Raw genomic sequence first — 25,906 nt, 5'->3', positions numbered from 1 at the left:
AGTTGCCCGACTTTCATGAAAGTCGGGCAACTCGGTGGTTGGGGCCTACTTCTGCAGGTTGATCCCGGGGGCGACGGGCTTCACCCCGTACTTCGCGAACAGCTCCTCGGTCGTGCCGTCCTCGTAGAGCGTGGTCATCGCCGCGAGCACGGCGTCGACGAGCTCCGGCTTGGCGGTGTTCATCATGCTGCCGACGTAGAAGCCGCCGTCGAACGGCTCCGCCACGATCTCGCGGTTCGCCCCCTGCTCGATCGCGTACGCGGCACCCGCCTCGCTCTGGATGCCGAGCGCCGTGCGGCCCGACTCGAGCGCGAGCTCGGCGTCCTGCTGGGTCGGGTACTCGGTGACCTGCATGCCCGGCTTGCCGGCCTCCTCGCACTCGGCGGTGAGCGCCTCGGCGTAGCTCACGTCGGTCGTGCCGCGGATCGTCGCGAGCGTCTGCCCGCAGGCGTCGAGGCGGGTCGCGTAGGCGCCGCCGTTCCCGGCCGTCGTGATGAGCGTCGCCTGCTCGGTCATGAAGTCGACGAAGGTGCCGGCCTGCTGGCGCTCGAGCGTGTCGTAGAGGCTGCCGCCGTAGATGTCGTAGCGGCCGGCGGCGACGCCCGTGATGCCGCCCTCCCACGCGACCGGGATGAACTCGATCTCGAGGCCGAGCTCGGCGGCGACCGCGTCGAGCAGGTCCTTCGTGATGCCGGACTGCGGCACGTTGTCGGCGTCGGGGATCATGTACGGCGCGTCGGGCAGGGTCACGCCCACGCTCAGCACGCCGGGCTTCACGAGCCCGTCGAGGCCGGCCGCGGCGCCGTCGGACGGGCCGGCCTCGTTGCCCGGCGCGTCGAAGGTGCAGGCCGCGAGAGCGAGGGCCGTGGCGGCGGCGAGGGCGGCCGGCAACAGGCGTCGTCGGATGTTGCGGGTCATCGGGGGATCCTTCCGGTCGGTGGCTGCCGGCACCGCCGGCTCCCCCGACGGTAGGAGCGGCGTCGGGCGGCCTCCAGGGATCGGTCGCGGCATCCGTTGCACTTTCCGCGGATGCCCGGGCCGAGGCATCCGCCTCAGGCCGCGATGCCGAGCTGCGCGCGCCGGAACGCGGTCGGCGTGAGCCCGCACTCCCGCCGGAAGAAGCGCGAGAAGTAGGACGCGTCGTCGAAGCCGAGCCGGCCGGCGATCTGCGCGCAGCTGAGCTCGGTGCGGGCGAGCAGGCGCTGCGCCTCGCGCACGACCTCGGCGCGGATGAGCTCGCCGGGGCTGCGCCCGGCCTGCTGCCCGACCGTCTCCGCGAGGTGCCCGGGCGTGATGCCGAGCGCCTTCGCGCACTCGGCGACCGTGAGGGTCGCCGAGGCGCGCTCGCGCACGAGCCGCTCGAACGAGGCCGACAGCCCGCGGCTCGGCCCGGCGGTCGGGTCGGGGGCGAGGCGGCGCAGCTGCAGGAGCAGCAGCGACAGCAGGGTGCGGATGGCCCGGGCCTGCAGCGCGTCGGGCAGGGCGAGTTCGGCGCGGAGCTCGGCGAACACGCGCTCGAGGCGACGGCGCTGGGCGTCGGTGGGCCGCAACCGGGCGTTCGTCCAGCCGGGCAGGCCGGCCCCGGGGCCGCCCTCGCCGGTGAGGAAGTCCTCGCCGAAGAGCACGATCGTGCCCGTGACGGGCGCCGTCTCCTCCCAGTGGTGCAGCTGCCCGGGCGCGATGAGGAACAGCTGCGGCGCGGCGATCGCGATCGACTCGGTGTCGATGTGATGGAAGCCGGCCCCGCCGGTGACGAGCACGAGCTCGACGAAGTCGTGGCGGTGCGGCCGACCCGCCCACGGCCCCGGCCCGAGCGTCTCCAGCGGACCGATCAGGAAGTCCGCGGCGAGGCTGGACGGCGACTCGCTGATCCGGTGGGTCGGCGGCGCGACCGGGTGCACGGTCACGAGGCGGCCGCCTCGGGCTCGCGCGCCTCGCCGCCGTGCGCTTCGTCCGCCTCCGCCTCGTGCGCCTCGCCACCGGAGCGCCGCAGGAACGCCGCCGTCCGCGGCGAGCGCAGCGCCCCGAAGAGCTGCGCCGGCGGCCCCTGCTCGACGACGACCCCGCCCTCCATGAACACGACCGTGTCGGCGACCTCCCGGGCGAAGCCCATCTCGTGGGTGACGACGACCATCGTCGTGCCGCCGGCGGCGAGCGCCTTCATGACTGTGAGGACTTCGCCGACGAGCTCCGGGTCGAGCGCGCTCGTGGGCTCGTCGAACAGCAGGATCGCGGGCTCCATCGCGAGCGCGCGGGCGATCGCCACGCGCTGCTGCTGCCCCCCGGACAGCTGCGAGGGGTACTTGCCCGCATGCTCGGCGAGCCCGACCGAGGCGAGCAGCTCGCGCGCCCGGCGCTCGGCGTCGGCCTTGCGTCGCCCGAGCACCTTCACCGGCCCGATGGCGACGTTCTGCACGGCCGTGAGGTGGCCGAAGAGATTGAACTGCTGGAACACCATGCCGAGGTTCCGCCGCACGCGGCTGGTCTCGCGGTCGCTCGCCTCGGTCAGGTGGCCGCCGTGCGCGGTGTAGCCGATGAGCTCGCCGTCGACGGCCACGACCCCGCCGTCGAGCGACTCGAGCTGGTTGATGCAGCGCAGCAGGGTCGACTTGCCGCCGCCGGAGGGGCCGATGAGGCAGACCACCTCGCCGGGGGCGACGTCGAGGTCGATGCCGCGCAGGATCTCGGTGCCGTGGTACGACTTGCGCACGCCGCGCAGGGCGAGCGAGCCGCGTGCCGCGCTCATCGGGCGGCCTCCGCCTTGAGGACCCGCCGTCTGCTGCGGTCGAGGCCGCGTTCGAGGAAGTGCTGTCCGATCGTCGCGAGCGTGACGAGCGCGAGGTACCAGAGCGAGGCGACGACGAGCATCGCGATCACCTGGTAGTTCTGCCCGTAGATCTGCTGGGCGATGGTCATCAGGTCGCCGCCGCCGATCACGGAGACGATCGCGGTCGCCTTCAGGATGTCGATGAACTGGTTGCCGAGGGGCGGCAGGATGACCCGGACCGCCTGCGGGATGACGATGAGCCGCTGCGCCTCGAGGCTCGTCATGCCGATCGCCTTCGCCGCGTCGGTCTGCCCGGGCGGGACGGCGAGGAAGCCGCCCCGGACGACCTCCGCCATGTACGCCGCCGTGTGCAGCACGAGGCCGATGAGCGCCGCGAGGAACGGCGTCACGAGCTCGTTGGTGCTGCCGCCGATGGTGAGCCCGAGCGCCGGGATGCGCACCCCGATGACCGGGAAGATCAGGGCGAGGTTGAACCAGAACACGAGCTGCACGAGCAGCGGCGTGCCGCGGAACAGCCAGATGTAGCCGTCGACGATGACGCGCAGCACGGGGTTGCCGGACTGGCGCATGACCTCGAGCACGATGCCCAGCAGCAGCCCGAGGGCGAAGGTCAGCACCGTGAACAGCAGCGTCGTGGCGACGCCGGCGAGGATGCGCGGGCTGAACAGATATTGCGCCACGACCGGCCAGTTCATGGCCGGGGCGGAGACGAAGGCCCAGCCGATCGCGGCGACGAGGGCGCCGACGACGACGGCGGGGACCCAGCGGCTGAGGATGCGGGATCGGGAGCGCAGCGGCAGTGCCGCGAGCCGGGCGAGCGGGTCGCCGCCGCCGGCGGCGGTGCCGGGCGGGTCGGTGAGGAGCTGGGTGGAGGTCATGGGGTTCATTCCAGGAATCGGGGGTCCGGCCGGCAAGGCTTCGGCCGGCTCTGCTATCCGGTATCCCAGACCTGGCGCCCGCGGAGCGCGATCGTGCGCGCTGGAGCAAGGCCGAGGCGTTCCGGGTCAAGCCGCTTCGGGGTGCGAGCCCGGCGAGGCCCCTCACGGCACCCGAGAGGAGTCACAGCATCCCCGCCGCGCGTCCATCGACGCCCGGTCGAGGCATCCGTAGCGTCGCCAGCGGCCGACGCACCGTCGGCCGACCGACGACGATCTGGAGGATGGCCGATGGCCGGAAAGTACGAGCACCTCTTCGTGCGACACATGGGCGACTCGAGCGCCGACCTCGTGAACGAGGGCGCCGTGGCGACGGGCGTGCCGCGCCCCGCGCACATCGGCGACGCGTTCGCGCTGATGCGGGCCGAGGACGTGCCCGAGTCGAAGATCCACATGACCTACTCGTGGATCGGGCCGACCGACGAGCCCTCGCACTGGGTGAACGAGCACGAGCACGACTACGACGAGGTGCTCATCTGGACGGGCTCCGACCCGGAGAACCCGCACGACCTCGGCGGCGAGATCCTCATCGACATCGAGGGCGAGACGTACAGCGTGACGACCTCGGGCGCGCTCTACATCCCGGCCGGCATCCGGCACTGCCCGCTGGACTTCAAGCGCGTGACCCGGCCGATCCGCTTCAGCGCGCTGTCGCTCTCGGGCGACGGCGCCTACTCCTCGGACGAGGACGTCCCCCGCGACGCCTCCGCCTGAGCGCACCCCGCGCCGCTCGCGCGACGAGCTCGATCTCGACTTGCCCGACTTTCATCGAAGTCGGGCAAGTCGCGTTTGGGCCGGGCGGATGCCCCGGGGCGCATGTCCGGGATCGCAGACACCCGCCCCGCGGCATCCGTTGTCCCCGCCGCTCCGCTGCGCGAACCTGGGGACATGACCGATGCACCCTCCACCGAAGCGCGCGGCGCCCGCACCGTCCGCGCCGCCCGCGGCTCGACGCTGAGCGCGAAGAGCTGGCAGACCGAGGCGCCCCTGCGCATGCTCATGAACAACCTCGACCCCGAGGTCGCCGAGCGCCACGAGGACCTCATCGTCTACGGCGGCACCGGCAAGGCCGCCCGCAACTGGGAGTCCTTCGACGCGATCGTCGCCACGCTCGAGCGCCTCGAGGACGACGAGACCCTGCTCGTGCAGTCGGGCAAGCCCGTCGGCGTCTTCCGCACCCACGCCTGGGCGCCGCGCGTGCTCATCGCGAACTCCAACCTCGTCGGCGACTGGGCGAACTGGCCCGAATTCCGCCGGCTCGAGTCGCTCGGCCTCACCATGTACGGCCAGATGACCGCCGGCTCGTGGATCTACATCGGCTCGCAGGGCATCCTGCAGGGCACCTACGAGACCTTCGGCGCCGTCGCCCGGGTGCTCGCCGAGCGCCACGGCCGCAGCGTCGAGGAGGTCGCGCAGGCGAGCCTCGCCGGCACGCTCACCCTCACCGGCGGCTGCGGCGGGATGGGCGGCGCCCAGCCTCTCGCGGTCACCATGAACGGCGGCGCCGTGCTCATCGTCGACGTCGACGAGACGCGCCTCGCCCGCCGAGTGCAGCACGGCTACCTCGACGAGTACCACCCCGATCTCGACGCCGCCCTCGCCCGGGCCGTCGAGGCGAAGGAGGCCGGCATCGCCCGCAGCGTCGGCGTCGTCGGCAACGCCGCGACGATCTTCGCGGAGCTGCTCGACCGCGAGGCGCCCATCGACGTCGTCACCGACCAGACGAGCGCGCACGACCCGCTCTCCTACCTGCCCGAGGGCGTCTCCGTCGCCGAGTGGCACGAGCTCGCCGCGAGCGACGCCGAGGAGTTCACCCGGCTCGCCCGCGCCTCGATGGCCAAGCAGGTCGAGGCGATGGTCGGCTTCCAGTCGCGCGGGGCCGAGGTGTTCGACTACGGCAACTCGATCCGCCGCGAGGCGGAGCTCGGCGGCTACGCGCACGCCTTCGACTTCCCCGGCTTCGTACCCGCGTACATCCGGCCGCTCTTCGCCGAGGGCAAGGGGCCGTTCCGCTGGGCGGCGCTCTCGGGCGACCCCGCCGACATCGCGGCCACCGACCGGGCCATCCTGGAGCTGTTCCCCGAGGACGAGCACCTCCGCCGCTGGATCACCCAGGCCGGCGAGAAGGTGCACTTCGAGGGCCTGCCCGCGCGCATCTGCTGGCTCGGTTACCAGGAGCGCCACCTCGCCGGACTGAAGTTCAACGAGATGGTCGCCTCGGGCGAGCTCAGCGCGCCCGTCGTCATCGGCCGCGACCACCTCGACTCCGGCAGCGTCGCGAGCCCCTACCGCGAGACCGAGTCCATGGCCGACGGCTCCGACGCGATCGCCGACTGGCCGCTGCTGAACGCGCTGCTCAACACCGCGTCCGGCGCGAGCTGGGTGTCGATCCACCACGGCGGCGGCGTCGGCATCGGCCGCTCGATCCACGCGGGCCAGGTGGTCGTCGCCGACGGCACCGAGCTCGCCGCGGAGAAGATCGCCCGCGTGCTCGTCAACGACCCCGGCACCGGCGTCATGCGACACGTCGACGCGGGGTACGAGCGGGCGATCGAGGTGGCGCGCGAGCGCGGCCTCGACGTGCCGATGGCCTGAGCGGAGGACGGCGGATGCCTCGGACGACCCTCTTCACGAACATCGGCGAGCTGACCACGAACGACCAAGCGCCCGGTCGCGAGGGCGGCCCGCTCGGGATCGTCCGCGATGCCGCGCTGCTCGCCGTCGACGGGCGGGTGGCCTGGGTCGGGCCGGCAGCGGAGGCGGCATCCGCCGTCCCGTCGCCCGACGAGATCGTCGACCTCGGCGGCCGCGCGGTCATCCCGGGCTTCGTCGACTCGCACTCGCACCTCGTGTTCGGCGGCGACCGGGCCGAGGAGTTCGCCGCCCGCATGGCCGGCCGGCCGTACGAGGCGGGAGGCATCCGCTCCACCGTGCAAGCGACCCGCGAGGCGAGCGACGAGGAGCTGCGCGCCCGCCTCGCCGCCTTCGTCGGAGAGCTGCACCGGCAGGGCACGACGACGTTCGAGATCAAGTCCGGCTACGGGCTCTCGGTCGAGGCGGAGGAGCGCCTCGTGCGCCTCGCGCGCGAGGTCACCGAGGAGGTCACCTTCCTCGGTGCGCACGTCGTGCCGTTCGAGTACCGCGAGCCCGACGGCCCCGGCGCCGACGCGTACGTCGAGCTCGTCACGGGCGAGATGCTCGCCGCCTGCGCGCCGCACGCGAAGTGGGTCGACGCGTTCTGCGAGCGCGGGGCGTTCACGGCGGAGCAGTCCCGTCGGGTGCTCGAGGCCGGCCGGGCGGGCGGGCTCGGCGTGCGCGTGCACGGCAACCAGCTCGGACCGGGCGAGGGCGTGCGGCTCGCGGTGGAGCTCGGCGCGGCATCCGTCGACCACTGCACCTACCTGAGCGACGAGGACGTCGCGGCGCTCGCCGCCTCGGACACGGTCGCGACCCTGCTGCCGGGCGTCGAGTTCTCGACCCGCCAGCCGTACCCCGACGCGCGGCGGCTGCTCGACGCGGGCGCCACCGTCGCGATCGCGAGCGACTGCAACCCGGGCTCGAGCTTCACGAGCTCGATGCCGTTCTGCATCGCCGTCGCGGTCCGCGACATGCGGATGACTCCGGCCGAGGCCGTGTGGGCGGCGACCGCGGGCGGCGCCCTGGCACTGCGCCGCGAGGACGTCGGCGCGCTCCGCCCGGGCATGTCGGCCGATCTCGTCGAGCTCGACGCACCCAGCCACGTGCACCTCGCCTACCGGCCGGGCGTGCCGCTCGTGCGTCGCGTGTTCCGCGCGGGCGAGCACCTCGCCGGGGCCGCGTAGCCTGTGCCCGGCTCCCTCCGGAGTTGCCCGACTTTCATGAAAGTTGGGCAACTCGGGATAGGGGTGGTCCAGGTCCGACTTGCCCGACTTTCATGAAAGTCGGGCAAGTCGAGTGAGGGGGGTGCTCAGTCGCGCGGCGCGCGGACGAGCTCGAGCCGGCCGCTGCCCTCGATCAGCTCGGCCCACGAGCCGACGTCGACCGTGCACGTCACGACCGCGCACGTCGGCAGCTCGACGAACTCCCCGGTGAGCTCGGCGACCGCGTCGCTCATGCCGGGATTGTGGCCGACGAGCATGGCGACGGACGCCTCGTCGGGCAGCGCGGCGGCGGCCGCGAGGATGGTCCGGGCCGACGCCGCGTAGAGCTCCGGCCGCTCGACCGGATCGACGCCGAACGCCTCGGCGTACTCGCGTGCGGTCGTGATGGCGCGGAGCGCGGGGCTCGACACGACGAGCTGCACGCCGGCCTCTTCGTCCAGGAGCCGGCGCGCCATGGCCGGGGCGTCGCGCAGTCCACGGGCGTTCAACGGTCGGTCGACGTCGTCGAGCCCCGGGTCGCCCCAGTCGGACTTCGCGTGCCGGGCGAGGAGGAGCGTCTTCATGCCCCCAGCCTGGCACCGCTCGCCCGTCGGCGCGAGGGTGCGCCGCCCGTCGGTGCGAGAGGGCGGGCGTCGCTTCAGCCGCGCCCCGGTCGGCTCGCGATCCCGGCGAGCACCTCGAGCACGCACAGGGCGGCGAGCCGCACGGTGCGCCCGTCCGGGGCATCCGCCGTCGCGTCCACCTCCGCGAGGTCGACGCTCGCCACGCGCGGATCGCTCGCCGCGGCGCGCGCGAAGGCCCGCAGCTCCCACGCGGCGAGGCCGCCGGGCATCGAAGCCGGGCAGCCGGGGACGACGGAACGGTCGCAGACGTCGACGTCGAGGTCGAGGTGCACGGGGCCGCCCGCTGCGCCGGCGATCTCGAGCGCCTCGGCCATGACCGCGGCGGGCGCTCGGCCGTGCAGTTCGTCGCGGTGGATGACGGTGATGCCGAGCTCGCGCGCCCGACGGGCGTACTCCGCCGAGTTCGCGAAGTCGGCGATGCCGATCTGCACGATGCGCGACGGGTCGAGCCCGGCCTCGACGAGCCGCCGCACCGGGGAGCCGTTCGAGACGCCGTCGCGCAGATCGTAGTGGGCGTCGAGGGTGACGAGTCCGGCGCGGTCGAGCCCGTCGCCCCAGGCGCCGAGGGCGGCGGCGACCGTGACGGAGTTGTCGCCGCCGATCGCGAGCACCACGTCGGCCAATTCGCGGAGCCGTGCGACCTCGGCGCGGGTGCGCGCCTCGCCCTCCGGGCCGTCCGGTTCCTCGAGGTCGCCCGCGTCGACGACGGCGACCGGCGCGGACTCGGCGAGGTCGAGCTCTCGGCCGCTCCCGCGCCGGTCGGGCACCAGGGCGGCGCTGTAGCGCTGCAGCGCCTCGCGCACGGCGGACGGGGTCGCGTGCGCACCGGTCGGTGAGAGCGAGGTGCGCCACGCGGGCACGCCGAGCACGGCGAGCGCCGCGCGCTCCCCCGCTGCGAGGACATCGGGGGCGGGCCAGGCTCCGGCGCGCGGCCAGAGCGGATCGTGCGAGAGCGCCATGCGCCCACGCTAGGCGGTCGGGCCCGCGAGCGCAGCGGCCGCGGATGCCTCGTCGTCTGCGATCCCGGACGGATGCCGCGTGCTCGCGTATCGTGGCTCGCATGCCCGAGCCCGAGCGCCACCCCGGTCCGCCCGTGGCATCCGGCCCGGTGCTCGGCGCCCTCGCGGTGGTGCTCGCCGCGTTCGCGGTCGCCGTCGTCCCGCTCGCCCGGCAGGCGCAGCTCGCCCTGGTGTCCGGGGTCGGCCCGGCCCAGCTCGGCGCCGTCGGCGCGATGGCGCTCGGCACCGTGCTGCTCGTGATCGGGTCGATCGCCGTGCGCGGCCGCACGCTCATCGGGGTCGCCGGGGGCGTGGCAGCCGTGCACTTCCTGCTGCTCGCCGCCGCGACGGTCGCCCGGCTCGGCCTCGGCGGCGCGCCCGGCGGCACGGTCGCCGACGTCGGCGCGCTGCTCGCGCTCGCGATCGCCGCCACCGCCGCTGGACTCGCACTCGTCGGCGCGCGGGCGGCGTCGAGCGCGGCGGAGCTCGGCATCCGCCGAGTCGCCCTCGTGCTCGCCGTCGGCGCCGCCGCGGTGCTCGCGCTCTCCGAGCTGCCGGGGCTCGTCGCCGCGCTCGGCTACGGCGCCGCCTCGGCGCTCTCGACGGTCGTGGTGTGGACCCGGGCGCTCGCGATGGTGCTCGCCGTGCTGCTCGTCGCCCGCGCCGCTCGGGGCGGACGGGGCGCGCGCCCAGTCGCCGTCGTCGCCGCCCTGCTCGCGGCCGCGCTCGCCGCCGAGGCGGCGCTCGGCGTGCGCGAGTGGAGCGGTGTCGCCTTCGCCGCCGCCGTCGTCGCTGCGCTCTGCTGGGCGGCGGTCGCCGTCATCGCGGTGCGGCTCGGGATCGTCGCCGGGCCGGCCGCGGGTGGCCGCCCCCGCTCCTGAGCGGCATCCCACCCGCACCGGCACCCACCGAGGGGTCTGGGGAAGCGCGGGCTAGCCGCGCTGGGCGCGCAGCAGCGCCACGAGCTCCCGCTCGCGCTCGGCGGTGAGCCCGGCGCGCCGCTCACGGTCGAGCCCCTGCTCGCGCTCCCACGCCAGCACGTCGGCGAGGGTCTGCTCGATCGGGCGCGGCACGAAGCCCTCGCGCCTGGCGGCTTCGTTCGAGTGGTCCTGGAAGGCGTGCCAGCTCGGCTCGGCGATCCAGAGCGGCAGGGATGCCTCGCCCGCCCACTGCGCGACGCCCTGCTCGGCGAGCCAAGCGGGATCCGCCTCGAGCTGCTCGCCCGCGAACCCGCCGACCGCCACGGAGGCGTCGAGCACCGCGCCGAAGGTCGAGCGGTCGCCGACGAGGTTGAACGCACCGCCGAGGCCGCGCTCGATCGCGTCGAGCGTCCAGGCGACCAGATCGCGCACGTCGACGAGCTGAGCGGCGGCGTCGCGGATGCCCGGCACGAGCATCGGCGCGTCGTCGCGCGCCGCACGGGCGACCCAGTATCCGCTCCGGCCGGACTCGTCGCCCGGGCCTCCGATGAGCCCCGGCCGGACGATGAGCGCGCGGTCGCCGAAGGCCTCGCGGTAGGCGCGCTCGATCGCGGACTTCGCCTCGCCGTAGGTCTCGGGATCGGACTCGTCGGACTCGAGCGGCGGCAGCAGCTCGGCCGACTCGTCGGCGCCGGGCTCGTCGTGGTGCGCGTAGACGTTGCCGGACGAGATGGCGACGGCGCGATCGGCCACCCCGGCGAGCGCGGTGGCGGCCCGTCTGGCGAAGCCGGGCTGACGGGTGACGTCGATGACGGCATCCCAGCGTCGGTCCGCGACGGCGTCGTAGGCGTCGGGCTGCGAGCGGTCGGCGACGACGAGCCGGGCCCCGTCCGCGACCTCGCCGCCCGCGCCGCGCGCGAGGCAGGTGACGCGATGGTCGCGGCGCAGGGCCTCGCGGGCGAATTCACGGCCGAGCCACTGGGTGCCGCCGAGGATCAGGATCTCCATTCCGCCATTCCAGCACCCCTTCGACGAGCTCAGGGAACCAGGTGTCCGGGAATAGCCCCGTGAACGGGACGGTTCCCCTTGCAGATACCCCAGAGGGGTATTAATCTGGCGAGAGGACACAGGAGGGCACGATGAACGCGAGCCAGCACGACCCGCACACCGAGCACCAGGCATCCGACCACGATCCGCACGCGATGCACGCGGGCCACGACATGCACGCGGACCACGACATGCACGCGGACCACGACGCGCACGCCGGCCACGACGCGCACGCGGGCCACGACATGAGCGGCCACGGCGGGCACGGCGACCACGTCGGCCAGTTCCGCCGCCTCTTCTGGATCATGCTCGTCGTCGCGGTGCCGACCGTCGCGCTCAGCCCAATGTTCGCCGGCCTGATCGGCTACCAGCTGCCAGACTCGGGCGTGGTGCCGTGGATCTCGCCGATCCTCGGCACGGTCATGTACTTCTGGGGCGGCAAGCCCTTCCTCACCGGCGCCTGGTCGGAGCTGAAGGCGCGCAAGCCCGGCATGATGCTGCTCATCGGCCTCGCCATCACGGTCGCGTACTTCGCGAGCCTCGCCGCGAGCTTCGGCCTCGTCAGCCACCACCTCGACTTCTGGTGGGAGCTCGCGCTCCTCATCGTCATCATGCTGCTCGGCCACTGGATCGAGATGAAGTCGATCGCCCAGGCCTCCAACGCGCTCGACGCCCTGGCCGCGCTGCTGCCCGACGAGGCCGAGCGCGTGATCGACGGCCCCGACGGACAGTCCGTCGAGACGGTCTCCCCCGCCGAGCTCGCCCTCGGCGACGTCGTGATCGTGCGCCCCGGCGGCCGCGTGCCCGCCGACGGCGAGGTCGTCGACGGCACCGCCGACGTCGACGAGTCGATGATCACGGGCGAGTCGCGCCCCGTGCGCCGCGGCCCGGGCGATCACGTCGTCGCGGGCACCGTCGCGACGGACACGGCGATCCGCGTGCGCGTCGGCGCGGTCGGCGACGACACCGCGCTCGCCGGCATCCAGCGGCTCGTCGCGCAGGCGCAGGCCTCGAGCTCGCACGCGCAGCGGCTCGCCGACCGCGCGGCCGGCTGGCTGTTCTGGTTCGCACTCGGCGCGGCCGTGCTGACCGCCATCGCGTGGACGCTGCTCGGTGATCCGGATGACGCCGTCGTCCGCACCATCACCGTGCTCGTGATCGCCTGCCCGCACGCGCTCGGCCTCGCCATCCCGCTCGTCGTGCAGATCGCGACTGAGCGCGCGGCGAAGGGCGGCGTGCTCATCACCGACCGGCTCGCACTCGAGACGATGCGCACCGTCGGCGCCGTGCTCTTCGACAAGACCGGCACGCTCACGAAGGGCGAGCCCGAGGTGACGGATGCCGCGGCGGCCCCGGGCCACGAGCTCGACGAGGTGCTCGCGCTCGCGGCATCCGCCGAGTCCGACTCGGAGCACCCGCTGGCGAAGGCCATCGTCGCAGATGCCGAGCACCGCGGCCTGCGCCGCAGCGCAACGAGCGAGTTCGAAGCCTCGGCCGCGATCGGCGTGCGCGCCGTCGTCGGCGGTCGCATCGTCCAGGTCGGCGGCCCCGGACTGCTGCAGCGCGAGGGCGTCGAGGCGCTCCCCGCCTCCGCCCCGTGGGCCGACGCCGGATCGACCGTGCTGCACGTGCTCGTCGACGGCGAGGTCGCGGGGGCGCTCGCGCTGGACGACGAGATCCGACCCGAGTCCCGTGAAGCGGTCGACGCGCTGCACGCGCTCGACATCCAGGTCGTGATGATCACTGGTGACGCCGAGCCCGTCGCGCGCCGGGTCGCCGGCGAGCTCGGCATCGACCGGGTGTTCGCGGGGGTACGGCCCGAGGACAAGGCCGCGAAGGTGCAGGAGCTGCAGCGCGAACGGCTCAGCGTCGCGATGGTCGGCGACGGCGTGAACGACGCGCCCGCGCTCGCCCAGGCGGACGTCGGCATCGCGATCGGCGCCGGCACGGATGTCGCGATCGCCTCCGCCGGCGTGGTGCTCGCCTCGAGCGACCCGCGCTCGGTGCTGTCCGTGATCGAGCTGTCGCGGGCGAGCTACCGCAAGATGTCGCAGAACCTCTGGTGGGCGGCCGGGTACAACCTCATCTCCGTGCCGCTCGCGGCGGGCGTGCTCGCCCCGATCGGCTTCGTGCTGCCGATGTCGATCGGCGCCATCCTGATGAGCCTGTCGACCGTCATCGTGGCGCTGAACGCGCAGCTGCTGCGCCGGCTCGACCTGCGACCGGAAGCCTCGGCGAAGGCGGTGCTCGAGCGGCGCTGAGCGGGATACCGGCGGCCGACCCGCGTTCGGGCCGGCCGCCGGGCGCCGCTCGGCTCGCATGTCGGCGGTGCGGCCTACACTGGCGCCAGGGAGGTCGAATGCCGTTGCAGCGCTTCGCCTCGCACGCGACCGACGTCGACCGGGCCGAGCGCGAGATGCAGCAGATCTGGCCGACGACGCGGCTCGGGCGCGACCCCGACCACCACTTCGTGTACGAGCAGACGGTGCTGAGCGACGCTTCGGCGAGCTTCATCCGGCTGCGCATCGGCACCAGTCTCGAACGGGCGTCGACCCGCCTCGACGACGCATTCATGATCGGGCGCCGCTCCGGCGGCAGCTACGAGTACCGCACCGACGGCAAGGCGGGCAGCCGCAGCGCGGTGATGCTGTTCCACCCGGGCGCGGTGCAGGCCGACATCCGCGACCTCAAGATCGATCTGGTCTCGCTCTCCCACAGTGAGGCCCAGCGGGTCGCCGCGGGCCTCGTCGGCGCCGACTCCGCCACACTGCGCTTCGGGGGCGTCGGCGCTCGCAACGCCAAGCTCGAGCGGTACTGGGCGGCGCTGCACGAGCACGTGCTGCGCGAGGTGCTCGCCGACGACGAGCTCGCGTCGAACGACCTGATCCGAGGTCAGGCGGTGCGCTCGCTGCTCGTCGCGGCCTTCGCGGCATTCCCGATCGAGATCCTCGGTGACGCGGGCTACGCCGACGGCGCCCTGCCCGCCACGGTGCGCCGCGCCGTCGAGTACGCGGAGTCGCACGCCGCCGAAGCGATCACCGTCGACGACCTCGCGGCGGCGGCGCGGCTGACGAGCCGCGGGCTGCAGGCGGCGTTCCGGCGGCACCTCGGCACGACGCCGAGCGAGCACCTCCGCCGTGTGCGGCTCGCGCGGGCCCACGAGGAACTCCGCGAGGCCGACCCCACCGCGGGCGCCACCGTGCGCGGCATCGCGCGCCGCTGGGGCTTCGGCAACGATGCCCGCTTCGCACGCGCCTACCGCGAGGCGTACGGCGTGGCGCCGGTCTCGACGCTGCGCGGCTGACACGTCCCGCGCGGCATCCGCCCGGCGTCCCACCCGTGTCCCCTCCTCACCCCCTGCCCTCCTCACCCCGCGCCCTCTCTGCCCCGCAAAACGGCAGTATTTGCGGGTGCGCGGGCGCGAACACCCGCAAATACTGCCGTCTTGCGGGGTGGTCAGGGGGCTACCGGCCAGCGGGCGGGCGCGCTCAGGCGAGCGAGCGCACCTCGATCGGGCTCGCGGCGGTGGTGCCCGCCTCGCCGCCGGTGAACCCGGCGGCCGCGTTGTCGATCCGGAACGTCGCGAACTCCGAGCGGTAGCGCGCCTCGGCGTACTCGACGGCCCGGCCGTGCGCGTCGCGGGAGAGCCGGCGCTCGCGCAGCAGCGCCGCGCCGGACGGGACGCCGAGCGCCTCCCCGTCGAGCGGGTTCGCGGCGACGGCGTCGATCGTGTGCCGCGCCTGCACGAGACCGAAGCCGTGCCGCGCGAGCTCGTCCGAGACCGAGGCGTGGTCGAGATCGAGGCCGAAGAGCGTGCGGCCGACGTCCGGCACGAAGCTCGCGCGCTCGATCATGATCGGCACCTCGTCGAGGAGCCGCACGCGGATCAGCTCGACGACGACCGCGCCCTCGTCGAGCTCGAGCAGGCCGGCGACGGCGGATGCCGCGTGGCGGCGTTCGAGCGACAGCGTCCTGGTACCCGGGGTCTTGCCCTCGGCCCGCGCCCAATCGGTGAAGGAGCGGAAGGTCGCGAGCGACTGGGCCGGGACGACCTTGCCCACGACGGGCGGCTTGCCGCGGCCGCCGACGATGAAGCCCTCCGCGCGGAGTGCCGCGAGCGCTCGACGCACCGGCCCCCGCGAGGTGCCGAACTCCCGGCAGAGGGCGGCTTCGCTCGGCAGCGCCATCCCGGCCGCCCAGACGCCGCGCTCGATGCGTGTGCGCAGCTCGGCCCGCACTCGGAGCGAGACGGGGGACCGGCGGCCCGACGGTGCGCTGATGACCATGCTCCGACGATAGGGAGCGCGGTGTCCCCCGAACCGGGCACCCGGCGACGCGGCGGTGAACACTGCGTGAACTCGGCCGCGGCCCGGCTCGGCTCGGGGCCACCCCGCTACCGGCCGAGCAGCTCGCGCATCTCGGCGATCTCCGCGGTCTGGTCGGCGACCACCGCCTCGGCGAGCTCGAGCACGTCGGCGTTCTCGCCCTCGGCGAGCACGTCCTCGGCCATCGCGACGGCGCCCTCGTGGTGCACGATCATCTGCTCGAGGAACAGCGGCCCGGCCTCGGCCCCGCTCGCCGCCTCGAGCGCAGCGAGGTCCTCGGCCGACATCATCGTGCTGTGGTCCATCCCGGCCATGCCGCCGCCGGACTGCCCCCAGTCCTCGAGCCACCCTTCCATGCGGTCGATCTCGGGCTGCTGGGCGGCCTTGATCCGCTCGGCGAGCGCCGCGACCTCGGGGTCGAGCCCGTCCTTCGCGAGCACGAGCTCGGCCATCTCGATGGCCTGCTGGTGGTGCATGATCATGCCCGCCGTGAACGCGACGTCGGCCTCGTTCGCCGCGGCGAGTTCGCCCGCCGACTGGCTGGGGTCGCCGCCCGTGCCGGAGTGGTCCATCCCGTCCATCCCGTCGCCGGCGGCGGCGCAGCCGCTGAGGACGAGGAGGCCGGCGGATGCCGCGGCGACCGTGGCGAGACGCGCGGCGGCGCGGGGGGTCAACTGAATCTTCATGGTGTGCTCTTCCGTTCGTGATCGGCGCGCCGCCGGTCGACGGCGCGCGTGGCGCTGGCGTCGCGCAGGGGCGACGCGAGCGCGGATCACGTCCGACTGATCGAGAGCTGCAGCAGCGAGGGCACCGGACGGCGGCCGTCGCTCGCGAGTCGGCGCGCGACGGCGACGAGCCGCATCGCACCGGGCAGGCGGAGCGGCGCTGCGGCGGCGCCGAGCAGCAGCACGGCGAGCAGCGCGAGGATGCAGATGAGCGCGGCGACCCCGCCGTCGCCGGGGTCGGCGGCCGCGTGCGCTCCGCTCACCGCGTGCGCTCCGCTCGCGGCGTGCGCGGATGCCTCGGCGACAACGGGCCTGGATGCCTCGGCGACGACCGGCCCGGATGCCTCGCCGGAGACTTCGGCGGCCTGCGCGACGGGCATCACGTGCCCGCCCTCGTGGCCGCCCGCGCCGCCGAGAGCGTGCATGCCGAGCAGGCCGAGCAGGATGGCGGGCACGGCGAGCAGCGCGAGGAGCGCCCGCCGAATACCCATACCCCCTACCCTAGGCCGTCGACGCCTCCGGCGCACCCGCCGCAGCGCTTCCGCCCGAGGCATCCGCCCCGCCGTCCGCGCGAGCGGCGCGCTTGGCCCGCCGCCGCTCCCGGCCGCCCTCGACGAGGTCGTAGAGCACCGGCAGCACGACGAGCGTCAGCGCCGTCGAGGAGATCAGTCCGCCGATGACCACGATCGCGAGCGGCTGCGAGATGAAGCCCGAGTGCCCGGTGATGCCGAGCGCCATCGGCAGCAGCGCGAAGATCGTCGCCAGCGCGGTCATCAGGATCGGCCGCAGTCGCCTCGAGGCGCCGTGCAGCAGGGCCTCGCGCACACTCATCCCCCGGTCGCGGTACTGGTTCACGAGGTCGACGAGCACGATGGCGTTCGTCACGACGATGCCGACGAGCATGAGCACGCCGACGAGCGAGGCGACACCGAGCGGAATCCCGCTCAGGATCTGCAGCGCGATCGCGCCCGTCGCCGCGAACGGCACCGAGACGAGCAGCAGCAGCGGCTGCAGCAGCGAACGGAACGTCGCCACCATCACCACGTACACGATGAGGATCGCCGCGAGCAGCGCGAGCCCGAGCTGCGAGAACGACTCGGTCTGATCCGCGGTGACCCCGCCGACCGAGGCTGCAGTGCCGTCGGGCAGCTCGACGTCGGCGAGCGCCTGCGAGACGGCGGCGCTCGCGGTGCCGAGGTCGTCGCCCGACGGCGTCGCCGAGACGGTCGCGCTGCGCAGCCCCTGCACCGTCGTGACCGTGGCCGGGCCGTCGACCTGCGCGACGGTCGCCAGCGAGTCGAGCCGCACCGGGCCGGCCGCGGTCGGCACCTGCAGCGCCTGGAGCGTGGCGATCGTGGCCGGCGGCTCCTCCGAGTCGAGGTAGATCGTGAGCGTCTTCTCGTCGATCACGATCGAGCCCGCGCTCTGCGGTTGCATCGCCGCAGAGACGAAGCCGCCGAGGGCGACCTCCGAGTAGCCGGCCTCCGCGGCTGCCGAGCGGTTCACCTCGACGGCGATGTAGGGCCGCCCCTCGGAGAGGTTCGAGGTGACCTGGGCGAGGGAGTCGATGTCGCCGAGCTCCTTCACGACGGCGTCGGTCGCGGTGCGCAGGTCCTCCGCGTTCGAGGCGGTGATGTCGACCTCGATGTCGTTCGAGGCGCCGAAGCCGCTCGCCGCAGAGAGGGTGACCTCGCCGACGTCCTTCAGCCCGTCGAGCTCGCCGCGCACGGTCGCCTGCAGCGCGTCCTGGTCGGCCGACTCGTCGGTCGTCACCGAGTATGTGACGGTCGCGGCGCCGCCGCCGAGCAGGGCCGACAGGCCGCGCCCGCCCGAGCCGATCGAGGTCTGCACGGTGTCGACGCCCTCGGTGTCGAGCAGCGCCTGCTCGACGGGCTTCGAGGCGGCGTCGAGCGCGTCGAGGCTCGTGCCGACCGGGAGCTCCTGCGTGACCTGGAAAGTGTTCTGCCCCGAAGAGCCGAGGAAGTTCGTCTTCATCAGCGGCGTCAGTGCGATCGTGCCGCCGAGCACGAGCACGGCGAGCAGGATGGTCGTGACGCCGTGCTTCAGCGTCCAGTGGATGATCGGCAGGTAACCGCGCTGCAGCCGCGAGGGGTGCTCCAGCTCGTCGGCGCCCGCCGCCCCGCCGGTCGCGGATGCCTCGTCGATGAATGCCGCGGCCGAGGCATCCGAGCCGTCGTGCTTGTGCACCTTGGCGGGCTTCAGGAACCAGTACGCGAGCACCGGCACGATCGTGAGCGCCACGAGCAGCGAGGCGAGCAGCGCGATCGTGACGGTGAGCGAGAACGGCCGGAACAGCTCGCCCGTGACGCCCTCGACGAGCGCCATCGGCAGGAACACCGCGACCGTCGTGATCGTCGAGGCGGTGATCGCGCCGGCGACCTCGCGCACGGCGCGCACGATCGTGGCGGCCTTGTCGACGCCGGCGACGAGGTGCCGCTTGATGTTCTCGATGACGACGATCGAGTCGTCGACGACGCGGCCGATCGCGATGGTGAGCGCGCCGAGCGTGAGGATGTTCAGCGTGTAGTCGGCGGCCTGCAGGCCGATGAAGGTGATCAGCACCGAGGTCGGGATGGAGATCGCGGTGACGAGCGTCGCCCGCACCGAGAGCAGGAACACGAGGATCACGATGACGGCGAACGCGAGGCCGAGCAGGCCCTCGGTCGCGAGCGACTCGATCGACTGCTCGATGTACGGCGCCTGGTCGAAGACGACGGTGAACGTCGCACCGGGGTTGGTCGTGTCGAGCGAGGACTCGAGATCGGGCAGCAGCGCCTTGACGGCGTTCGACACCTCGACCGTGTTCGCGGCGGGCAGCTTCGTGACGGAGATCGTGAGGGCCGGCTCGCCGTTCACCCGCGAGATGCTCGTCACGGGGTTCTCGCCGAGGGCGACCGTGGCGACGTCGCCGATCGTCGGCGGGGTCGCCCCGGGCTGAGCGACGAGGGGCAGGGCGGCGACGTCGTCGACGCTGCCGAGCCGGGCGCCCGACTGCACGGCGAAGGTGCGGTCGTCCTCGGTGATCGTGCCGGCGGGCACGAGCACGCCGTTCTGCGAGAGGGCGTCGCGGATGGCCTGCATGGTGAGGCCGCGCGCGGCGAGGGCGGCGGGGTCCGGGGTGATGCTCACCCGCTGGCCGACGTCGCCGACGAGGGTCGCGTCGCGCACGCCGTCGACGTCGGTGATCTCGCCGAGGGTGGTGCGGCTGATCTCGTCGGAGAGCGCGGCCGTGTCGTCGACGCCGGTGACGGCGAGCTGCACGACGGGGAAGTCGTCGAGCGAGAGCGCGACGACCTGCGGGTCGACATCGTCGGGCAGCGACTGCTGGATGCGGTTCACCGCGGAGAGCAGCTTCTGCTCGGCGAAGGCGAGGTCGGTGCCGTAGGTGAAGCTCGCGATCACCCGGGAGAGGCCGGTCGAGCTCGTCGTCGAGGTCGACTCGAGCCCGGTGATGCCCTGGATCGCGGTCTCGATCGGCGTGGACACGTCGGCATCGACCACGTCGGGCGAGGCGCCGGGGTAGCTGGTCACGATCGAGAGCTGCGGGAACGCGATGGAGGGCGCGAGCTCCTGCTTGAGGCTCGTGAGCGAGAGGGCGCCGAAGATCGCCACGACGATCGTGACGAGGGCGATGAGCGCACGGTTGCGCATGCTGAGCTTCGCGAGCAGGTGCATGGGCACGATTCTCGCAGTCAGATTCGATCGGAAAGGTCACGGTTCGCTGAATACCGAGCTCGCGGGGGTTGCTTGAGGCATCCTCAGGGCGTATGTTCGGCTGCACCGGGGGGTGATCGGAATGACCGATCTGGTCGTTGCACGGCGAACGCCGCTGCAGCGCCCTGCGCTCCGAATCGCCCTCGCGGGCGCGGCCGTCTCGGCCGCCTGGCTCGCGATCTCCCTCTTCACCGGGGCCTCCGGCGCCTCCGCGGAGGAGGCCGCACCACCCTCGGACGGCGGTTCGTCGAGCTCGAGCGGCTCCGGCCTGCTCGGCGCCGTCGGCTCGGTGCTCGGCACCGTGGGCGACGTCACCGGCGCGGTCGGCGACACGCTCGACGGCGTCGTCGGCACCGTGACGACCCCCGTGAACCAGGTGCTCGAGCCCGTCGTCGAGGTCGCTCCGGCGCCCGTCGCCGAGATCGTCGAGGAGGTTCCGGCCGTCGTCGACACCGTCACCGAGACCGCGAACGAGGTCGTCGACACCGTCGACGACACGGTCACCGGCACCGTCGGCTCGGTCGGCGGAGCCGTCTCCGGCGTCGCGAACGGCGGCACGGTCGGCGGCGTCGTGACGCCCGTCACGGACGCGGTGGACCACCTCGTCGGCACGCTCCCCGTCGTCGGCGGCCTGCTCGGACCGGCCCCCGTCGGCGGCATCCTGATCCCGGTCGTCGACACGGTCGACGACACCCTCGGCGGCGTCGTCGGCACGCTCGGGCCACTGCCCGACGGCGGCGTGCTGCCGCAGCTGCCGAACGTGCCCGTGCTGCCCGGAGCCCCCGGCGGACCCGGCGAGCCGGGCGGCCCCGGAGACCCGGGCACGATCACGACCCCGCCCGGCGGCCAGGCACCGACCGCGGCGCCGGCGCTCGCCGCCACCGCCTCGGGCCCGCCCGCCCGGGCCGGCACGGACACGCCCTCGACGAGCGACGAGGCGCTCGGCGCCCAGCTGCGCGCGCCGCACGACGCCTCGCCGCCGAACGCCCCGAGCGGGCCGGGCGCACCGTTCCCCGGCGCCCCGTTCTCGCCCGCCCTCGGCGGCGCCGCAGGCGGTTCCGCCGCGGGCTCCGGTTCAGCCGGGGCATCCACCAGCTCCGACGCGGCCTTCGCCGCCGTCGGCCACGAGGCGAACGCCTCCCTGGCGCTCAGCACGGTGAACGACGAGCTGCCCTCGTCTCCCGTGTTCGAGACCGACACCACTCCTGACTGACGGGAACCGTCGTCCGTCGACGCGCTCATGCGCGCGTGCGGACACACGGTCACTCCGCTCCGGCCTGCGCCGGGGCGTCGATTCCCAACACAGTCAGGAGAACTGATCATGAATCTCAAGCGGCTCGCCGTGAGGGCGCTCTATGCGACCCTCGTCACCGGGGGGCTCACGCTCCTCGGCGCCGGCGTCGCGCACGCTGCGGACACCAGCGGCGACGACGGCATCCTGTCCGGCTCCCAGGCCGGCATCTCGATCGATCTCCCGATCACGCTCGGCGGCAACGCCGTCAGCGTGCTCGGCGACTCGAGCTCCAGCGACGCGAGCACGGAGACGGCACCCGCCGCCCCGGCCGCCCCCGCCGAGGAGGCCCCGGCCGACGCGGCACCCGCCGCGGAGGCCACCACCTCCGGCGACGACGGGGTCGGCTCGGGCACGCAGGCCCTCGTCGACGTGAACGTGCCGATCACCGTCGGCGGGAACGCGATCAGCGTGCTCGGCGACAGCAGCACGAGCGAGCCGACGACCGAGGTCGCCCCGGCTGCCGAGGCCCCGGCGGACGCGGGCAGCGCTCCGGCCGAGACCAGCGGCAGCGACGGCATCCTCGGCGGCACCCAGGGCCTCGTCGACGTCGCCGTGCCCGTCACGGTCGGCGGCAACGCCATCTCGGCGCTCGGCGACAGCTCGTCCGAGGGCGCCGGCACGACGGTCGCGGAGGGCGCGGGCAGCGCACCGGCCGCGGGCGCGGGCGGCTCGACCTCTGGCGACGACTCGATCCTCGGCGGCACCCAGGTGCTCGGCGGGGCGGGCGTGCCGGTCACGGTCGGCGGCAACGCGATCAGTGTCGTCGGCGACAGCGAGTCGACGGATGCCTCCACCGAGGTGACCGGCGGCACGGGCACCGGCTCCGGCAGCGGGGCCGAGACCAGCGGCAGCGACGGCATCCTGGGCGGCACGCAGCTGCTGCCCTCGGTCGGCGTCCCGGTCACCGTCGGTGGCAACGCCATCTCGGCGGTCGGCGACAGCGAGTCGACGGATGCCTCCACCGAGGTGACCGGCGGCACGGGCACCGGCTCCGGCAGCGGGGCCGAGACCAGCGGCCTCGGCGGCCTGCTCGGCGGCACACAGCTCGTGCCCGGCCTCTCGCTGCCGATCACGGTCGGCGGCAACGCCATCTCGGTGATCGGGGACAGCGAGACGGACGGGCCGACGACGATCGTCGACCCGACGGATCCCACGGACCCGACCGACCCGACGGACCCGACGGATCCCACGGACCCGACGGACCCGACCGACCCGACCGACCCGACTGAGCCCACGACGCCGACCACGCCGACCACCCCGTCGACGCCGGCCGGCACGAACGGCAGCGGCGGAGGCGCGACGATGGTCGCCGCCGAGGGCCAGACGGGGCTCGCCAGCACCGGAGTCGACGGCTCGATCCTGTGGGCCGCGCTCGCGCTGCTCGCACTCGGCCTGCTGCTCGTCGGACGGCGTCGCATCGCCCGCAACTGAATCACTGGGGCCCGGGCTCCGGCCCGGGCCCCGAAACCCCTGCGCTCCCGGTCGCCGACACGGTGGACCGGGCGGCCGGATCCGTCCGGCCGGGGTCGGGGCGGTGACATCCCCCCGTTGCCGCCCCGCTCTCCCCTGCCCGCAACACCCCACAGAGTTGCCCGACTTTCATGAAAGTCGGGCAACTCGAGCGGAGGGAGAGCGGGTGCCGCGGCTCAGGCCTCGCGGCGGCGACGACGGGCGACGAGGAGCGCGGCACCGCCGCCGAGCACGACGAGGAGCGCGGCGCCGGCGAGCCAGCCGCCGTCGAAGCCCGTGTGCGCGAGCGAGCCGTCGCCCGAGCCGTCGGTGCCGCCATCGGTTCCGCCATCGGTTCCGCCATCAGTGCCGCCGTCCGTGCCGCCCGGCGCCGCCGTCACCGTCAACTCGGCTGCGACCTCGCTGCCGTCCGCCGCGATCGCGACGAGGTGGTGCGCGCCGGGCGCGGTCGTCGCGGGGATCTTCGCCGTGAAGCTGAGCGCCCCTGCCTCGTCGGCCTCGGCCGAGCCGAGTGCGACGGGCGTGCTGCGCAGCTCGAAGCGCACGGTGTCGCCGGGCACGAAGCCGGTGCCCGTGACGCTCACGGTGCCGCCCGCGGCGACCTTCGCGGCGCCGAGCACGAGGCTCGCCTCGCCCGGCTGCGGCTCCTCGTCACCCGGGAAGATCTCGTCGGCCTGCCCGAGGCGCAGGAACACGGTCTCGCCCGTGGCATCCTTCAGCCCGTCGTTGTCGGTCACCGCGTAGAGCGCGCCGTCGGCCGCCTTCGCGAAGCCCTCGAGCTTCTCCTGCGTCCAGCCGCCCGTGGCGCGGAGCGCCGGCAGCACGTCGACCGCCGTGGACTTCTCGAGGATCGGCAGCTCCCCGGCGAGACCGGGGAGGCCCGAGGCGTCCGCCGGGACGTCCACCCGGGTGATCCGCTTGACCTGCGCGGCCGGGCCGTTCAGCTTGTCTCGCTCGATGATCGCGAAGGTGTCGTCGTCGATCGCGGTGATCTCGGAGAGGCCGAGCCAGTCGCCCGCGACCGCGGTGTGCTCGAGCCGGTAGCCGAACCAGCTCCACTCGCCGGTCGCCGGGTCGAGCCGGCCGATGCGCGCCACGTCGTCGCCCTCGACGGCGCCCGCCGCGGGGTTCGCCGGGTCGGTCCACAGCGGCCGCTGCAGCACCGCCCAGACCCGGAGGTCCAAACCGGCGCCGGTCGTCGTGACGCCCTCGAAGCCCCACTTGCCGACGTGCGCCGCGATCTCGGCGGGCAGCGGGAAGCTGTCGACGACGGCGCCCGAGGCATCCGTGCGCTTCAGCACGTTGCCCGCGCCCGTCGCGCCCTCGACGGCGAGCCAGAAGCCGCCGTCCTCGGCGACCGCCAGGCCCTCGACGTCGAGCGCGGCAGGCGCGCCGCCCTCGGTGATCGCGAGCGAGCCCGTGATCCGCGCCGGGGTCTGCGCGACGTCCACCGTGAACACCGTGGCGGGCGAGAGCACCGAGTCGCTCGCGGCGTACACGCGGGAGGCGTCCGTCGGGTGGCCGGCCAGGGCGCCGAGCGCCGACCAGCCGATCGGCGCGCCGCCGACGACGTCCGAGACGAGGCTGGGCTGCGCGGCGGCGCCGGCGGGCGCGTGGGCGGCCGCCTCGCCGAAGGCGTACAGGTTCACCGAGGCGCGCACGCCGACCGCGGCGTCGTCGGTCTCGCTCGACACGACGAGGAGGTCGCGCTCGGGCACGGGCAGGATGCCCTCCGGCCCGTTGGTCGAGAACAGCAGCTGCTTGAAGGCGGGGGATGCCGGGTCGCTCACGTCGTACACGGCGACGAAGTTCGAGCGCTCGCTCGCGACGAAGGCGTAGGGCACGCCGTCGAACTCGGCGACCGAGATGCCCTCGGGCTCCGCGCCCTTCTTCGCCGCGCGGTCCTCGTTGTGCAGGCCGTGCTGGACGGCGAGGTTCGCGAAGCTGTTGCCGGCGTCCCAGACCACGGCGCCGTCGGCGGCGTCGAAGACGGTCCAGCCGCGGGTGCCGCCCTTCCAGTCGCCCTCGTTCGCGGTCGCGAGGCGGTCGTCGCCGATCCAGGCGATGGCGTCGGGTTCGCGCGGCGTCGCGGGGATCGAGCCCGAGAGGTCGATGCGGCCGTCCTTCGCGACGTCGATGCCGCTGACCGCGACCGAGCCCGCGGAGAAGGCGCGGGTGACCTCGAGCGTCGGCAGATCGATGATCGCGATGCCGTTGTTCTCCTGCAGGGTCACGGCGAGCTCGTTGCGCGAGTTGATCGTGACGTACTCGGGCTCCGGGTCCTGCGGGGTGTCGAGGCCGGCGGCGGCCATCACCGGGATCGGGGCGCCGGTCTCGTCGACGAAGGGCACGGCGTCGACCGTCCACGCGACGGGGTCGGCCGGGTCGACGAGGCCGAGCACCTGCACGAAGCCGGCGGGCAGCTGCGGCAGATCGCCCTTCTTGCCGCCGGCGGGCTTGAACTCCTCGTCGCGCTGGTTCTCCATCGCGATGGCGGCGTACGCGCCGTCCTTCGAGATCGCGATCGAGTCCGGCTGCCCGCCGAGGTCGATCGAGCGCACCAGGGTGCGGTCGCTCGCCCGGAGCACGTCGACGCGGCCCTTCGGGTTCACGAAGTCGCCGCCCGTCTCGTCGATGACGACGAGGACGAAATCGCCGTAGGCGGCGACCGAGGTCGGCTGGTCGTCGGCGTGGCCGAGCTCGGCGAGCTCGACGGTGCCCGAGCCGACCGGGTTCGCCAGGTCGCTGACGTCGAGGAAGCCGATCCGCTTGCCGAGGGCGTCGGTGTAGACGACGGTGCCGTCGTCGGTGATCGTCGAGATCTCGGCGACGGTGGCGGCGGTCGGGTCGGCGCCCGCCGGCACGTTCTGGAAGACGGGGTACGTGGCGGTGCGCACGAAGGCGCCGGGCGCCGACGGCTCAGCGGCGGCGGCGATCGCGCCGCTCGACACGAGCCCGGCGGCGGCCAGGCACGCCACGGTGAGCGCGGCGGCGGACAGGGGACGACGAGCGGGCATGCGGGCACTCCAGTGGGTCGCGACGGCGGGGGTTCCGCGCCAGCGTGCTGGCGCCCGATGGCTCAGGAGTGCCCGCCGGGTGTCGCGCGCGCGTCCGGCCGGTGTCCGCTCGGTGAACGGCGCCCGGTCGGCGGCCGGCCCTCGCGGCTCAGCGCGCACCCGGCCCGCG

General features: G+C 74.0%; 20 protein-coding genes. 8 read left to right on the top strand and 12 right to left on the bottom strand.

Features of this window, described 5'->3' with window-relative positions:
- Positions 1 to 45: 45 nt before the first annotated feature.
- The 4 genes from MTP13_RS07405 to MTP13_RS07390 form a co-directional block, all read right to left on the bottom strand.
- Positions 46 to 918, bottom strand: a complete 873-nt coding sequence (locus MTP13_RS07405) for a transporter substrate-binding domain-containing protein (RefSeq protein WP_243570426.1) — start codon at positions 916 to 918, stop codon at positions 46 to 48.
- Between the two features lie 134 nt (positions 919 to 1,052).
- A complete protein-coding gene (locus MTP13_RS07400; protein ID WP_243570425.1) occupies positions 1,053 to 1,907 on the bottom strand; it encodes a helix-turn-helix domain-containing protein in 855 nt (284 codons plus the stop codon).
- A complete protein-coding gene (locus MTP13_RS07395; RefSeq protein WP_243570424.1) occupies positions 1,904 to 2,746 on the bottom strand; it encodes an amino acid ABC transporter ATP-binding protein in 843 nt (280 codons plus the stop codon). The genes MTP13_RS07400 and MTP13_RS07395 overlap by 4 nt, the downstream gene beginning before the upstream one ends.
- Complete coding sequence (locus MTP13_RS07390) at positions 2,743 to 3,666, bottom strand: amino acid ABC transporter permease (protein ID WP_243570423.1); 924 nt, start codon at positions 3,664 to 3,666, stop codon at positions 2,743 to 2,745. The genes MTP13_RS07395 and MTP13_RS07390 overlap by 4 nt, the downstream gene beginning before the upstream one ends.
- 288 nt (positions 3,667 to 3,954) lie before the next feature.
- Between MTP13_RS07390 and MTP13_RS07385 the strand changes: the two genes are divergently transcribed.
- The 3 genes from MTP13_RS07385 (at position 3,955) to hutI (ending at position 7,544) form a co-directional block, all read left to right on the top strand.
- The gene (locus MTP13_RS07385; protein ID WP_243570422.1) at positions 3,955 to 4,437 is read left to right on the top strand and encodes a cupin domain-containing protein; all 483 of its coding nucleotides are present in this window, start codon (positions 3,955 to 3,957) and stop codon (positions 4,435 to 4,437) included.
- Positions 4,438 to 4,611: 174 nt separating this feature from the next.
- On the top strand, positions 4,612 to 6,318 hold the full coding sequence (gene hutU, locus MTP13_RS07380) for a urocanate hydratase (RefSeq protein WP_243570421.1): 1,707 nt from the start codon (positions 4,612 to 4,614) through the stop codon (positions 6,316 to 6,318).
- A 14-nt stretch (positions 6,319 to 6,332) separates the two neighbouring features.
- A complete protein-coding gene (hutI, locus tag MTP13_RS07375) occupies positions 6,333 to 7,544 on the top strand; it encodes an imidazolonepropionase (RefSeq protein ID WP_243570420.1) in 1,212 nt (403 codons plus the stop codon).
- Positions 7,545 to 7,669: 125 nt separating this feature from the next.
- On the opposite strand, the gene MTP13_RS07370 is transcribed toward hutI, so the two are convergent.
- Both MTP13_RS07370 and MTP13_RS07365 read right to left on the bottom strand, forming a co-directional pair.
- On the bottom strand, positions 7,670 to 8,146 hold the full coding sequence (locus MTP13_RS07370; RefSeq protein WP_243570419.1) for a SixA phosphatase family protein: 477 nt from the start codon (positions 8,144 to 8,146) through the stop codon (positions 7,670 to 7,672).
- A gap of 74 nt (positions 8,147 to 8,220) precedes the next feature.
- Positions 8,221 to 9,165, bottom strand: a complete 945-nt coding sequence (locus MTP13_RS07365) for an arginase family protein (protein WP_243570418.1) — start codon at positions 9,163 to 9,165, stop codon at positions 8,221 to 8,223.
- Positions 9,166 to 9,266: 101 nt separating this feature from the next.
- Here MTP13_RS07365 and MTP13_RS07360 point away from each other — a divergent pair, with 101 nt between their 5' ends.
- Complete coding sequence (locus MTP13_RS07360) at positions 9,267 to 10,085, top strand: hypothetical protein (protein WP_243570417.1); 819 nt, start codon at positions 9,267 to 9,269, stop codon at positions 10,083 to 10,085.
- Between the two features lie 51 nt (positions 10,086 to 10,136).
- Here the strand turns inward: MTP13_RS07360 and MTP13_RS07355 are convergent, their stop codons facing one another.
- On the bottom strand, positions 10,137 to 11,132 hold the full coding sequence (locus MTP13_RS07355) for an NAD-dependent epimerase/dehydratase family protein (RefSeq protein WP_243570416.1): 996 nt from the start codon (positions 11,130 to 11,132) through the stop codon (positions 10,137 to 10,139).
- A 131-nt stretch (positions 11,133 to 11,263) separates the two neighbouring features.
- On the opposite strand from MTP13_RS07355, the gene MTP13_RS07350 reads away from it, so the two are divergent.
- On the top strand, positions 11,264 to 13,432 hold the full coding sequence (locus tag MTP13_RS07350; protein ID WP_424221960.1) for a copper-translocating P-type ATPase: 2,169 nt from the start codon (positions 11,264 to 11,266) through the stop codon (positions 13,430 to 13,432).
- Between the two features lie 98 nt (positions 13,433 to 13,530).
- A complete protein-coding gene (locus MTP13_RS07345; RefSeq protein WP_243570415.1) occupies positions 13,531 to 14,475 on the top strand; it encodes a helix-turn-helix transcriptional regulator in 945 nt (314 codons plus the stop codon).
- A gap of 184 nt (positions 14,476 to 14,659) precedes the next feature.
- Here the strand turns inward: MTP13_RS07345 and MTP13_RS07340 are convergent, their stop codons facing one another.
- The 4 genes from MTP13_RS07340 to MTP13_RS07325 form a co-directional block, all read right to left on the bottom strand.
- The gene (locus tag MTP13_RS07340; protein WP_243570414.1) at positions 14,660 to 15,457 is read right to left on the bottom strand and encodes a GntR family transcriptional regulator; all 798 of its coding nucleotides are present in this window, start codon (positions 15,455 to 15,457) and stop codon (positions 14,660 to 14,662) included.
- A 107-nt stretch (positions 15,458 to 15,564) separates the two neighbouring features.
- Entirely contained in the window at positions 15,565 to 16,182 is a 618-nt protein-coding gene (locus MTP13_RS07335) for a DUF305 domain-containing protein (RefSeq protein ID WP_243570413.1), read from the bottom strand.
- Between the two features lie 86 nt (positions 16,183 to 16,268).
- Entirely contained in the window at positions 16,269 to 16,712 is a 444-nt protein-coding gene (locus tag MTP13_RS07330) for a DUF6153 family protein (protein WP_243570412.1), read from the bottom strand.
- A 10-nt stretch (positions 16,713 to 16,722) separates the two neighbouring features.
- Positions 16,723 to 19,917: an efflux RND transporter permease subunit gene (locus MTP13_RS07325; RefSeq protein ID WP_243570411.1), complete on the bottom strand. Its 3,195-nt coding sequence runs from the start codon at positions 19,915 to 19,917 to the stop codon at positions 16,723 to 16,725.
- Positions 19,918 to 20,038: 121 nt separating this feature from the next.
- Here MTP13_RS07325 and MTP13_RS07320 point away from each other — a divergent pair, with 121 nt between their 5' ends.
- Together MTP13_RS07320 and MTP13_RS07315 are read left to right on the top strand one after the other, a co-directional pair.
- The gene (locus MTP13_RS07320) at positions 20,039 to 21,169 is read left to right on the top strand and encodes a hypothetical protein (protein ID WP_243570410.1); all 1,131 of its coding nucleotides are present in this window, start codon (positions 20,039 to 20,041) and stop codon (positions 21,167 to 21,169) included.
- 108 nt (positions 21,170 to 21,277) lie between these two features.
- Positions 21,278 to 22,681 (top strand): chaplin family protein, encoded by a 1,404-nt coding sequence (locus tag MTP13_RS07315; RefSeq protein WP_243570409.1) that lies wholly within the window; start codon positions 21,278 to 21,280, stop codon positions 22,679 to 22,681.
- A gap of 215 nt (positions 22,682 to 22,896) precedes the next feature.
- On the opposite strand, the gene MTP13_RS07310 is transcribed toward MTP13_RS07315, so the two are convergent.
- On the bottom strand, positions 22,897 to 25,737 hold the full coding sequence (locus MTP13_RS07310; protein WP_243570408.1) for an esterase-like activity of phytase family protein: 2,841 nt from the start codon (positions 25,735 to 25,737) through the stop codon (positions 22,897 to 22,899).
- Positions 25,738 to 25,906 lie beyond the last annotated feature (169 nt).

This window comes from Agromyces soli (assembly GCF_022811605.1).
Lineage (GTDB): Bacteria > Actinomycetota > Actinomycetes > Actinomycetales > Microbacteriaceae > Agromyces > Agromyces soli.
The sequence above is the reverse complement of the archived record's forward strand: the minus strand, read 5'-3'. Positions and strand labels throughout refer to the sequence as shown.